General features: G+C 60.0%; 10 protein-coding genes. 7 read left to right on the top strand and 3 right to left on the bottom strand.

The window, feature by feature from the left end; translation table 11 throughout:
- Positions 1-88 precede the first annotated feature (88 nt).
- Together U1708_RS17970 and U1708_RS17965 are read right to left on the bottom strand one after the other, a co-directional pair.
- A complete protein-coding gene (locus U1708_RS17970) occupies positions 89-961 on the bottom strand; it encodes a patatin-like phospholipase domain-containing protein (protein ID WP_332747450.1) in 873 nt (290 codons plus the stop codon).
- Positions 962-1094: 133 nt separating this feature from the next.
- Complete coding sequence (locus tag U1708_RS17965) at positions 1095-1685, bottom strand: patatin-like phospholipase family protein (protein ID WP_332747448.1); 591 nt, start codon at positions 1683-1685, stop codon at positions 1095-1097.
- Positions 1686-1749: 64 nt separating this feature from the next.
- Here U1708_RS17965 and U1708_RS17960 point away from each other — a divergent pair, with 64 nt between their 5' ends.
- Complete coding sequence (locus tag U1708_RS17960) at positions 1750-2622, top strand: DNA/RNA non-specific endonuclease (protein WP_332747446.1); 873 nt, start codon at positions 1750-1752, stop codon at positions 2620-2622.
- A 162-nt stretch (positions 2623-2784) separates the two neighbouring features.
- Here the strand turns inward: U1708_RS17960 and U1708_RS17955 are convergent, their stop codons facing one another.
- A complete protein-coding gene (locus U1708_RS17955; RefSeq protein ID WP_332747444.1) occupies positions 2785-4566 on the bottom strand; it encodes a sensor domain-containing phosphodiesterase in 1782 nt (593 codons plus the stop codon).
- A 239-nt stretch (positions 4567-4805) separates the two neighbouring features.
- Here U1708_RS17955 and U1708_RS17950 point away from each other — a divergent pair, with 239 nt between their 5' ends.
- The 6 genes from U1708_RS17950 to U1708_RS17925 all read left to right on the top strand — a co-directional run bounded on the left by U1708_RS17950 (position 4806) and on the right by U1708_RS17925 (position 12226).
- Entirely contained in the window at positions 4806-6377 is a 1572-nt protein-coding gene (locus U1708_RS17950; protein ID WP_332747442.1) for a putative bifunctional diguanylate cyclase/phosphodiesterase, read from the top strand.
- A gap of 103 nt (positions 6378-6480) precedes the next feature.
- Positions 6481-7968 (top strand): IS21 family transposase, encoded by a 1488-nt coding sequence (gene istA, locus U1708_RS17945; RefSeq protein ID WP_132884630.1) that lies wholly within the window; start codon positions 6481-6483, stop codon positions 7966-7968.
- A 14-nt stretch (positions 7969-7982) separates the two neighbouring features.
- Positions 7983-8816 carry an IS21-like element helper ATPase IstB gene (gene istB, locus U1708_RS17940; protein ID WP_443030080.1) on the top strand — a complete coding sequence of 278 codons (834 nt, stop codon included), beginning with the start codon at positions 7983-7985 and terminating at the stop codon, positions 8814-8816.
- A gap of 1392 nt (positions 8817-10208) precedes the next feature.
- The gene (locus U1708_RS17935; RefSeq protein WP_332747438.1) at positions 10209-10568 is read left to right on the top strand and encodes a hypothetical protein; all 360 of its coding nucleotides are present in this window, start codon (positions 10209-10211) and stop codon (positions 10566-10568) included.
- A gap of 8 nt (positions 10569-10576) precedes the next feature.
- Positions 10577-10888: a hypothetical protein gene (locus tag U1708_RS17930; RefSeq protein WP_332747437.1), complete on the top strand. Its 312-nt coding sequence runs from the start codon at positions 10577-10579 to the stop codon at positions 10886-10888.
- 426 nt (positions 10889-11314) lie between these two features.
- A complete protein-coding gene (locus tag U1708_RS17925) occupies positions 11315-12226 on the top strand; it encodes a replication initiator protein A (RefSeq protein ID WP_332747435.1) in 912 nt (303 codons plus the stop codon).
- Positions 12227-12905: the final 679 nt, after the last annotated feature.

The following is a 12905-nucleotide window of genomic DNA, read 5'->3' as shown; positions in this document are numbered from 1 at the left end:
ACTCGCTACACCTGCCGCTGGTTCGATAGTCTCGTCTGACATCACGGCCCCGTTCAAAGAGCCGCCATCAACCCGTTGAACGCTCCGCCTACAAGGCGACCTTCAGACCACGCTTACCCATGTAGTGCAGCAACCACGAACCGAACCCGCTCGACCAGGTTTGATGCACGGTCCCCGACAGTCGGGCGAGCTGATCATACGCTACCAGCGATCGGCGCCAGCGGTGTTCGTCAAAATTGAGAGCGCCGTCGGCAAATCGACGGCCTACTTCAAGGCCACGGCGCATGAGTGCCCGCGCACGTTCTGGCGGCATAATGAGGTTAAGGCCGCCTTCGTCTGCAGAAAGCATGACGTGGGCGATGCGCTCACGCTGTCCCGGCATCGTGCTCAGCAACTGATCTTGCCAATCTTTTGCTGCCTTGAAGATTGACCCGAACAGACCGCCGAGCGACACGGCCTCGCGCGCTGGCAACCCAAAACCTTGACGGGCAGTGATAGGGATGAATACCCGCTGGTCCCCGATTGTTGTTCCTAAGGGCAGGCTATCGAGGCTGAGTGCAAACGTCGGCCTGCCCGGCAGCAAAGCGTCGAACAGGTGGATGGGGAAATTGCTGCTGATCCCGCCATCAGCAAACAGGATACGTCGGTTCTGGATGACCGGTGCGGCGCCAGTTGCGCGCTGAAGCTCGGCGTTGGCGAAGTCGCGGACATGGACCGGCACCGCTGCGAACAGCAGTGGGAAGGCAAGGCTCATCCGCGCGGCGACGAGCACCGGCAGATCGTTTGGCGACGGAAAGCTGGACAAGCCGGGCATGTGTGCCGGTTCAGTTACGGTTCCGCCGATCCAGTCGCACACGTTGCCGGGAAACAGTCGGCGCCATTCGGCATCGCTGTATGCAGCAGTAATCCCCAGAGTGGGCAGCGTGTGCGGCCGCCCCATGCCCAGATTGGTCGTTATCACCCGCAGATCGATCTGCCCGTCCGAGCCTGTCCCTAGCAAGTGTCCGAAGGTCAGCGGCGGTCGGCCCTTCCAGCCTTCGCCGAATGCAATGTCCTGGATCGCGGCGTGGAGCCAACTGGTCAGCGCAGGTCCGTTACCGCCCGGCTGATCGGCCCGGACAGACGCCGAAATCGCTTTGCGGCAGATGCGTTCGAACTAGACGTAGCGCATGGACAACGAGGGCGATGACCAGTCCAACGATTGCCCCGAGGAGGATGCCCGCCAGTCCAGCGCGTAACGCCCACATACCGATAGCGCCCACGACGATACCAACGGTCGCCGGGAGCGGCGCGGCTAATGGCAGGTCCGCAATGAGCCCGTATAGGCTGCGTCCGCTCTGGGCGCGTAGCAGATACCTCAACAGGCGGCGGTAGCGTGGCTCTGGCTGGAACAGGTCGGCCATGCGTTCGGGTAGTCCGTCGCAGTGGTTTTGCAGGCGGACGAAGCCGGCTGGATCTCCGCGTACCGTGCGCGCATATTCGGCCGCTGCTGCCAGCGATGCCGCGATGGCACCGGCGGAGGTACCACCAACCGAGCGGAACCGATAACGACGGGCAAGCTCGAGGATAGCGTATGGATAGACGATGCCGCTGGTGACCCCACCTTTCATGACGATGTCGCATTCGTCACCAGGCGATGCGAACATTTCGGCTGTGTAGACCGGCAGTTCCTGGCCGTCGCGCATACGGAGTCCTCGCGTGTCGGGCAATCGTCGCACAGGCGTCATTAGCCAGCTATAGGGTTTGGATATGCAGTGTTTCTACGACAGCCCGATGATCCGTCTAAACGCTCGCTTTGGGCGTTGGGTAAAAACGCTCAGGCGCACCGTCCTGATCACTGCGGTCGCGGCATACGCAACCCCTGCGCTAGCGCGTGATAGTGAACTGCACAGCTTTCACTGCCTGTTCGGCTGCCCTGTGGGGGCTCCGTCCACGAACGACACCGTAGTGCGCGAAATCTACACGCTTTCGTCCAACGACCTTACCAAGCTCGCCGACTGGGTTGCCTATCGCGTGACGCCCGCTTCGATTGGCCCGTCGGCGGATCGCGACTGGCGGACCGATCCCTCACTTGGTGTCGACGAGACGCTGACGCCGGACGCGTATGGTGGCGCCAACCAAGCACTACGAACGGACCGCGGTCATCAGGCGCCGCTAGCGGCATTCTCCGGCACGCCGTTCGCCGCTGACACCAACATCCTGTCGAACATAACTCCCCAGGCGTCAGCGCTAAACCAGGGGCCATGGAACGCACTGGAAGGACAGGAACGGTCGCTTGCGCAACGACTGAATACTGCCGTCTACGTGTACACCGGGCCCTTGTTCGAACGGCTGATGGCGCCGCTGCCCGCTGGGCCATTGCTCGCTCGGGTTCCGTCCGGCTACTGGAAAGTCGTGGCGCTTGCGGACGGCCGGATGAGCGCCTTCGTTTTTGACCAGGCGACGCCGCGTACCTTTGACTATTGCGCCGGCCGGGTGTCGCTGACCCACGTTGTGCTTCGAAGCCGGCTCATCCTGTTTCCGATGGCCAACGCAGCGCTATTTCGAAGCCTCGATGGCGAAATAGGCTGCACGTCCCCGCGTCCCTCGGAGCCCGCCCCTTCGACGGTCCCGCCTGAGTGACAGCAACGCTGCGTTCGTCACTAAACCGGCCTCAACTGATTGGCGTGTTCTCGTCAGAACGGCAACAAATGGCTCAAACAAGGTTGAAAATGTCCAAGGCCATGGCGGCGATCGCATCAAAGACGCCTCGCGACGGTATCATTCCCTCCCCTGGCCTGTGCCTTACGCTTCGCCGGCGAAGGCCGGCCCGCCTGTCCGCCGCGCCAACAGCCATTTTGCGAATTGCTCAGCCTCCATCGGACGCGCGAACCAGAAGCCCTGCGCCTCCTCACAGCCAAGCCGCGCCAGAACGGCTGCCACTTCTTTGCTTTCGACACCTTCCGCCACGACGCGGTAGCCTAGTCTGTGCGCGAGATCGATCATCGCCTCGATGAGCACCAAGTCTGGTCCGGTCGCCTTGGCAAGGTTTCGTACGAATGACTGATCGATTTTGACGACCTGTGCCGGCAGCCGTTGCAGATAGGCCAAACTGCTATGGCCGGTGCCAAAGTCGTCGATCGCGAGACAGATTCCGGCCTCCGCCAGTTCACCCAACGTGGCAAGCGCCTGCTCCGGTTGATCCATGATCGCACTTTCAGTCAACTCGATCTCGAGCCTGTCAGCCCGTAGATCCCGCGCCTTTAATCCCGACTGAATGCGCTCCGCCAAGTCGGCTTCCCCGAGGTTGGCAGCAGTAATGTTGACGGACAGCGCGGTATTGATACCCGCGATCTCCCAGACCGAAATTTGGTCCAGTGCCGCATCCAGCACCCACTGCGTTGTTGGTCGCGCAAATGAGGTCTGTTCGATAATGGGGATGAACTTTGCTGGAGACACCTCGCCGAGGCGCGGGTGCTGCCAGCGCAACAGTGCTTCGGCCCCGATGCAGCGCTCCGTCGCTAGCTCGATACGGGGCTGGTAAACGAGCCGTAGCTGATCACCCGCCTCAAGCGCTGCGCCGAAATCCCGTAACAGACCATATTGGCGTAGGTGCGCTGTGTCGTTTTCTGAAGAGTATAGAGCGATGGCGCCTTCGGTCCTTCTCGCATCCTCAGCAGCGCTGGCCGCACCCCGCAGCACATTGTCGGGCGGCACAGTGCCAAGGATGAAGGGTCGGACGCCGATGGCGACGTTTGTGACAAAGCGCACCGAGGAGGATGCACGCAGCGTCTCGAACGTCGACTGCAGCAGGCGCATGTAGGCGACTTGATCGACATCCGGCGGCGAGAGGAAGGCGAACTGTGCTGCGCCCACATGATATGCGGCGCGAGCAGGGCTTAGCGCGGCTCGCAGCGACTGTGACGCCTCCCGGATCAGCTCGTCCACGCGGGCGCCGCCCATGGCTCGCGTTATCTTGCTAATTTGGTCGTCGCGCGCGAGATCGACGAAGACGGCGAGACGCTGCTCACCCGGATGGTCCCGTGCAAGATCTATCAGGTCCTCGCGGAACTGGTTCCTGGTCGGCATGCCACTGATGGGATCAACGCGTCCAAACGCATGCTGCAATTCGATCTGCGCCATGACCATCGCGGCCAGATCCACCAGCCCTGCCATCTCCGATGAAGATGCCTGCCGCGGCTCGGTTCCAAGAACGCATAGCGACCCAAGACCATAGCCGGTGCCGGTGACCAGAGGAACACCGGCATAGAAGCGCGTGCCCGCCCGGGCCAGCACGCTATCGGCGTAGAAGGGATCTGCCAGAAAATCCTCGATGACCAGCGGCTGTGTCGTCTCGGCCACCTGGGCACAGGGCGCCTTGTCCCTGGGGATGCTGTCGTGATCAACGCCAACGCGCGACTTGAACCATTGTCGGTCTCGGTCCGTCAACGATACCGCAGCCACCGGTAACCCGAAGATCTGACTGGCCATTCGGGTGATACGATCGAAGCTCTCGCTCGGAGACGAGTCCAGCAGCTTCAGCTGGTACAGAGCGTCTAGCCGCGCCTCTTCTTGATAGTCGCGCACAAGATTTCCCTTCCCGTGCCGTGTACACCTCAGGTCTTAACGATTTGATTTTCGGGACCAATGGCGTGCGGCAGCCCCTTAGGGAGAGGCCGCTGGCCTGGGCCGTGCCGAGAACAGCGCCCGCCTAAGTTCTCGACAGACATTTCAGAAGAGCCGCGCTGCAAATATGGACGCACATGCGCATGCACACAATATCAATACGTTGCCGATAGCGGAGACGTCTAGGGGAACACAAGACCATGTTCGAGTGGCTTTCTAGCGTACAACCGTACACCGCGCGGCCGTCGGACGAGTTCCTGCTCGAGCAGTACGCGTCGCTGCGCCGACAGATTCCGTTGATGTACGCGCTCATGTTCATCAACGTCGTGTTTCTTGGCATTGAGACCTTCCGCGACGTGCCATTGGGCATGAGCTTTGGCATTCCGGCGGCATTGTCGGCCGTTATCATGCTTCGAGCGCTGTTATGGGTTCGCCGTAGGTCGGTGATCGCCACCCCTAGGGACGTGCAACTATACCTTCGCGGCACGATCATGACGGCAGCGCTTCTCAGTATCGTGTTTGGCGTGTGGGGATCGCTGCTGTTTAGCGAGGCGGATCGCATCCGCAGTGTGTCCATCTCGCTCTACGTGTTCGTTGGAGCAATAAGCTGCTGCTTTTGCTTGCAGGCGTTGCCCCTCGCGGGATATCTCGTTCTGCTGTTTGGCGTAATGCCTGTCACGATCCGTCTCCTGATTTCCTCCGACTGGTCATTGTTCAGCGTCGGCGCAAACTTCCTCATCGTCGCACTCCTGATACTTCGGACGCTCTCGACGAACCACGCAGGCTTCAAGCAGGTCCTACAGTCCCGCTCGACCATGCTCGCCGAGCAGGAGCGTGCACGTTCCGCAGAGCAGAAGGCGCAGGTACTGGCGTACCGAGACCCTCTGACCGGTCTCGAGAACCGACGGGCCCTCACTGAACGGCTCGACACGTTCGTGAGCCGTCACCAGTCGGAACAGATCTATCTGTTCATGCTCGATCTTGACCTGTTCAAGGGGGTCAACGACGCGCACGGACACGGTGCTGGCGACCGGCTTCTGCAGGCCGTGGCGGGCCGCCTTGCTACCATGATTGGAGGCGTGGGAAATGCCTACCGGCTAGGTGGTGACGAATTTGCCGTTACGCTCCAGCTTGCAATGGACGGGCACGCGGTAGCGATGGCGACGGCCGACCGGCTGGTTCAGGAGATAGCCGCGCCATTCCGGATAGACGGGTTCTTACACTATATTAGCGCCAGCATCGGTATTTCACGGTTCCCTGCTGACGCTTCGAGTCGTGAGGCTCTCATGCAACACGCAGATATCGCGATGTACAATGCAAAATCGCTTGGTCGTTCGCGCCACAGTTCGTTCCAGCCCAGCATGGGAGCAGAGCTAGCAGCACGCGCTGTGCTCGAGCACGAGATACGGGCCGATTTTCAAACCGACGCCTTTCACCCCTATTACCAGCCGATCGTCAACCTGTCGTCCGGATGCATTGTCGGCTTCGAAATGCTGGCAAGATGGAGCCGGACCGATGGTGCAATGGTTGGCCCTAACCAGTTTATTCCGATCATTGAAGAATGCGGCCTGATCGGCGAACTCATGCTCAGTTTGCTTGAGAAGGTTTGCGTCGATGCCGTGAGCTGGCCACCTGAGCTGACGATCGCCATCAATGTGTCGCCGATCCAGTTTCGCGATCCCTGGCTTTCAGAAAAGATATTGGCGGTGCTCACGCGGCAAGGATTTCCCTCCGGACGCATTAGCCTAGAAATTACCGAGAACGCGCTGTGAAGGGCGGTGACAAACCAGGCCACAGGACCGCCGGCGCAGTGCCGTCGGGGGCGGAGTAAAATCCGGCCAGTTGGTAAGCTGCTCCCTTTGCGGGGCGGCGGGGATGTTTGTCGTGGAGAGCTACGCAGCGGTCAGGCGCTTTGTATTTGTCGAGGGTCATAGTCGCCGGGAAGCGGCGGAGGTGTTCGGGCTGAACCGGGATACGGTCCGCAAGATGTGCCTGTATTCGGCGCCTCCTGGATACCGCCGGACGAAACCTCCGACCAAGCCGAAGCTCGGGACGCTGCTACCGGTTATCGACGCAATCCTGGCAGCCGACCGCGAGGCGCCGGGCAAGCAGCAGCACACGGCCAAGCGGATCTTTGAGCGGCTGCGCGACGAGCATGGCTATACGGGCGGCTACACGATGGTGAAGGACCATGTGCGGCTGTGCAGGGCCCGCGGGCGCGAGACCTTCGTGCCGCTGGCGCACCCGCCGGGGCATGCACAGGTCGACTTTGGCGAGGCGGTCGCGGTCGTCGGTGGAGAACGGATGAAGATCCACTATTTCTGCATGTCGCTGCCGCAGTCGGATGCCTGCTTCTTCAAGGCGTATCCGCGCGAGACGACCGAGGCGTTTCTTGACGGGCACGTGTCGGCATTCGCGTTCTTCGGGGGCGTGCCGCTGTCCATCCTCTACGACAACACAACCATCGCCGTGGCAAAGATCTGCGGCGATGGAACGCGCGAGCGCACACGCGCCTTCACCGAGTTGGTCAGCCACTACCTGTTTCAGGACCGTTTTGCGCGTCCAGCGCGAGGCAACGACAAAGGCAAGGTCGAGGGGCTGGTGAAGTTTGCGCGCAACAACTTCATGGTGCCCGTGCCGGTCGCTGCCAATTTCGATGTCCTGAACGCCAGGTTCGAGGAGTCCTGCCGCACGCGCCAGGGCGAGCATGCCGGTCAGCACGCGCAGACCATCGCCGAGCGGCTGGCGGCAGACGTATCGGCATTGCGCACGCTGCCGTCCGTACCACTGGAGCCATGCGAGAAACGCGCGGCGCGCGTGTCGTCGACTGCGATGGTGCGCTACCGGACCAACGACTATTCGGTGCCGACCGCGTACGGCTACCGCGACGTGATGGTGAAGGGGTTCGTCGACGAGGTCGTCATCATATGCGCGGGCGAAGAGATCGCCCGGCACGCGCGTTGCTACGACGAAGGCGTATTCGTCTCCAACCCACTGCACTACCTCGCGCTCATCGAGACCAAGCCCGGTGCGCTCGACCAGGCGGCAGCCCTTCAGGACTGGAACCTGCCGGACATCTTCCAGCATCTGCGCCACCTGCTCGAGGCGCGGATGGGCAACAAGGGTAAACGCGAGTTCATCCAGGTGCTGCGGCTGCTCGAGGCGATGCCGCTTCCCATCGTCACGGATGCCGTGACCGAGGCAGTCCAGTTGGGCGCACCTGGTTTTGACGCGGTAAAACTCATCGCGCTGGCGCGTATCGAGCGCCGTCCGCCGCGCCTGGATTTAGCGGCGTATCCGCACGTGCCCAAGATGGACGTCAAAACGACGTGCGCGGCCGACTATGCGGTGCTGGCAGCATGACGGACAAGGACGCCATGCCGGTGGGCACGACCGCAGGTACGCCACAGGTGCTGCTCGCCCATCATCTCAAACAACTCAAACTGCCAACCGTTCTGCGCGAGTACGAAAAGGTCGCGCGCGAATGCGCGCAAGGCGGGGTCGACCACACGCGCTACCTGTTGCGGCTTATCGAGTTGGAGCTCATCGACCGCGAGCGCCGGACCATCGAGCGACGGATCCGCGCAGCCCGTTTTCCGGCGGTGAAGAGCTTCGACACCTTCGAGTTCACCGCCATCCCCAGCCTGAACAAGATGATGGTGCTCGAGCTCGCACGGTGCGAATATATCCTGCGCCGCGAGAACGTCATTGCGCTCGGCAACAGCGGTACAGGCAAGACGCATGTAGCCCTCGCGCTCGGCCTGGCAGCTTGCCAGAAGGGCTTCACAGTCGCCTTCACTACTGCGGCCTCGCTTGTGAACCAGTTGATGGAGGCGCGAGACGAGCGACGGCTGCTCAAGCTCCAACGCGAGATGGCGGCCGTGAAGCTGCTCGTCGTCGATGAACTCGGCTACGTCCCGTTGTCCCCCACCGGCGCCGAGTTGCTCTTCGAGGTGCTGTCCCAGCGCTACGAGCGCGGCTCGACCATCATCACCTCCAACCTGCCGTTCGAGGACTGGACGCAGGTGCTCGCCTCCGAGCGGCTGACCGGCGCACTGCTCGACCGGCTCACCCACCATGCCACCATCCTGACCATGAACGGCGACAGCTATCGCCTCAAGCAGTCCACCGGACGCAAACGTCGCGGGGCGGAGCAAAACCAGGCCAGTGTCATGTCCGACCCGGACACTGGCGAGATACTATCGCCATGACCGCCAGACCGAGGACGGCAACGATATGAAAAGGGCCCCGATCGGGGCCCTTTTCATATCGTCAGCGCGCGCCTCAAGTGGCCTGCTTTTACTCCGCCCCGCTGGCCTGGTTTTGCTCCGCCGTTGACAGCCTGGCTAGCGATCGCCGCCCCAAGAATGATCTTTTTGAACATGTTTTTTGATCCTGAAAACGACGTTTCCGCGCCGGTAATTCGGTTACTCAATCACCGGTAAGGGCGTTAGATACACGCATCCGCCCGCAATGTCGCCCTGTTCATATCTTTCGAACGTGCAGATTGGATCCGTTTGGCAATGCGACAACCGTGTTCGCCAACGCGACCTTTTGAGTAACTTAGCTACCCGACAGCCACATTCGACGTAGTACTTCTCAACGAGGTGTTGGAGCATCTGCCCTGACGACAAGGCAGCGCTTCGGGAAATATTGCGTGCGGTAACGCTTGGCGGCGCCCTTGTCATGTCTTGCCGAACCGGCTTAATTCATCAAAACATACGTCGTTATTCGCCGCATTCGCCGCTCTGACAATCTCGACCTAGGAGGTTTGCGCACCCTGATCCCGACGTGGCTTCCTATCGCGATTGGCGTCAAACGCTATCGGTATTGGGACCCAAAACTATGGCTTTGTGAACGCGCAAATTTGGCGAGGTTGGCGGGTTTCACCGTACGCGGTCACAGCTTTGTATGGCAGACGTTCGAGAACATCAGCAAAGGCAAACGCGTGCGATTCATCGCATCGCTCCGCTCGCGAGGGCCATCGCAAACGTGGTCGAGCGCATCCATGTTCTGAACCGTGTCGGTGTTTCCCAACTTATCGTTGCCGCCAAGAAGCCGATTTAAGGTAGCGCTCTATTCGTCTCCAGCGGTGTCTTGAAGATTTGGGCGATGCCCGTTGCGCCCTTTGCTCGACAGTGGCACGACTTGACGTTTGGGCGAAGCATCACTTTTTCGAAACGAGCGCCATTTGCTAGTGCGGTGATCCCGTATCGTGGAAACCCGGCATCTAGAGCATTCGGATCTCCAATCTGCCGTATCGTGCCAGATTTTGGCCTTCCGCTGGCGGTGGCCAATCAATAAACATAGTATTTTCATTGTCTTGGCTTCTCCCCTGTGTTCGGCTTTCCCGTCGGCGAATTTATAATGACCGAAATACCCTACTGAGCCGCCTTCATGCCTTCCGCTGGATAAGTGAACGGGGCGTTACCGGCCGCCTGCATGTCCTCGATTATTTCGCCAAATAAACTTGGGCATCTCGCAGGTGCGTCATATGATATTTTAAAGATGAGTTTTTCGGCGCTCTGCTGGACTGTGGTCGGATTAGGTGGGACGGTGAGCACGTCCACGCCGTCGTCCAGAACCGACCCCATTCAGACAACATGCTCAAGATGATTGATCGGTGTACCGGCGAGCCAAAAGCAAGCCTTGCCGATCCCTTCGTCCAGAACAGCGTCTACAGCTATTACGGCGCGCCCATCCCCGGCACGATGGGCAACATCATCGCTTATTTGCGCCGGCGTCGCGCTTTGACGCCATCGATCCTGGTCAACTGGTCAACTGGTCAACTGGTCAACGGGAATCGGGGCCTTCGTCTCGCGCAGTTCTACCTGTTCCACTACTCCGCTGTTGGTAGCGGGCGCATTTACCTGTCGGGTGCCAACCGCGGCGAATTCAACGCCCCTGATGAAGCCACAGGCCGCGTCTTGGGGGGGGCTGGGCACCTCACTCGGAAGAGATGATTGGCAACATGATCCTGACCGATACTCCGGGTTTCGTTAGTACCAACAAAGCTATCTACGCGATCCCTACCCAAGGCGGCACCCACACCCCAGTTTGGAGCGCAGCCGCAGGGGGCGACATGGCGCTGACGTCCGACGGCACGCGGATCGTGACCGGCCAAGCGCTGGACTACGGCGATCCTCGCGCGCTCGCCGCTATCGATTGCGGTCAAGAGGCTGATCGCCATAATCTGGCGGCTCGCCGGCAGTCTTTATGCCAGCAGCCGTTGGGTGTCCGACGGTATATGAGTCTGTGTTTGAGCAATATAAAGAGGCCGTAAACGCGTTAATTGAGCGATGCTCGACAAGCGGACACGTCGACACGTCGACGTGTCCGCTTGTTAGACGCGTCCATCACCCAGAGCGTCCGACGGTGGACCGCAATATCGTCCATCGGCGGAAGCAGGTAGAGCCGACATTGGCCGCTCGCCCGATCACAAACGGCTGGCGGCTTAGAGGCTGACGGGGTTTTCCGTGTAATAGCACGAAGTCTCCCGTGGCGGTCGTCCGGCTCATGCCACAGACCAGCGTTTTCCTCGTCAAAGCACGAGGAGCCACACGGATTTCCAAGGTATCGCAGGAATCACGGTGATTTTTCGAGGATCAATCGTCCGGACGCGGCAGGCCTCGGACTAGCCCAGCTAATGTTCGTGCTATCACACGGAAAACCCTCTTTCCGTTGGACAAGCATAAGGCATCGACACAGGTTGATCGCTGATAAAGGCGAGTTTGGGATCATGGGCGACGTTTCAGTTTTTCAGGGTGACCTGTTTTCGGTGCACAGCCCGCTGTACGGCGATGTGCAGGGCGAGCGGACCGTGGCTGAGTTTCCCTTTTTCGCACTGTCTAAAAAGGCTCATATGACGCCGATGGTTTTTGAATCGGGCGAGGCCCGGATCGAGATCAATCCGAGCAAGACCGGTGTCGCGACGATCTACGACAAGGAAATCCTGCTCTATATCGCCAGTCTGATGGCGGAGCGGGCCGAAAAAGGCGAAAAAGCCGACCGCATCATGACGTTTACCGCCAACGATCTCTTCCGCGTTACCGGTACGAATTCGTCGGCACGGTCCTATACGTCGCTCAAGGCTTCGTTGAACAGGCTGCAGGGCACGCAGATCGTCACCAACATCGAGACCGGTGGTGAAGGATCTGACAGCTCGTTTTCCTGGCTGCTCAAGGCCGATATCAAGTACATCAAGACGTCGACGGGTGAGCGACGTGTAAAATGGGTCGAGGTCATGGTGTGCGACTGGCTGTATCGTGCCATCCTGACGGACCAGCGGATCGCCGCATACCATCATGACTTCTTCAAGCTTGGTCCAATCGAACGGCGTTTGTACGAACTCGCCAAGTTCAACTGCAAGGATGATGGTTTCACACTCGATATTGGCGAGTTGGCGGCGCGCGTAGGCTGCGCGTCGGACCGACGTGGCCTCGAATATTTTAAGAAACAGCTCCGCGACGTGTCCGAACAGGATAGTCTGCCCGAATATACTCTCGACGTCGTCGAAACGAAAATTCCGTCGGGCCGCGGTGGCCGGCCGCGGTTGCACACGACCATCGGCTTTCGACCTAAAAGAGATCTCGAAATCCTTGAAGACGGCACCGACGCGTAATCTGTTTGCAGGCTCACACGGGGTTTTCCGTGTAATAGCACGAACTCCAATTCGGTACTTTCCGAGCTACCTGGTAAGCTACCGCGCCCCGACGAGGGGTTTTCCGTGTGATAGCACGAACATTTCCCGAGTTTTCCGTGCGAAAGCACGAACCTTGGCGCTTTGCCCTGCCCCCATAAACCGCAAGGATGACTGAACGGCGGTCGTCGTTCGTCGAATCCGGTTTCTTGCGGATCCAACGAGCGAGGACGTGGTCGTAACGATCATCGGCAAGGGAGGACATGTGTCGGCGTTTCTGAGCCGCATCATGCGCAGCGTTTACGCCGGCGCAGGATGCATACGCCGCTCAGGTCGGCACCCTGCCCTATCTTGCCCATGGCATCGATAACGAAGGAATGGCTGTGAGCGGATAAAAGGAAACCCGGCACAAAGGCCGGGCATCCCAAAAGCACATACTAGGTTCGTGCCGGCAAGCACAAACGATCGTCTCAACAACGATGCCTAAATATGCGCTTTTCAGATTGAATTCAAGGATGCGCGTTTCGTGCCACGGCTGACTTTTGCCTGTTTCCGCCACCCTCAAAAGGGAACGGACAATGGGGACTATTACGATAGGCGACGCCGCGCTTAAGGCGTTCGGCCTGCTGACGCGCGAGCGTTCGCCGGCGCGATCGGGTGC

It is taken from the genome of Sphingomonas arabinosi (assembly GCF_036663715.1).
Classification (GTDB): domain Bacteria; phylum Pseudomonadota; class Alphaproteobacteria; order Sphingomonadales; family Sphingomonadaceae; genus Sphingomonas.
Note: the sequence above shows the minus strand (reverse complement) of the source record. Positions and strands in the feature narration are given on the sequence as shown.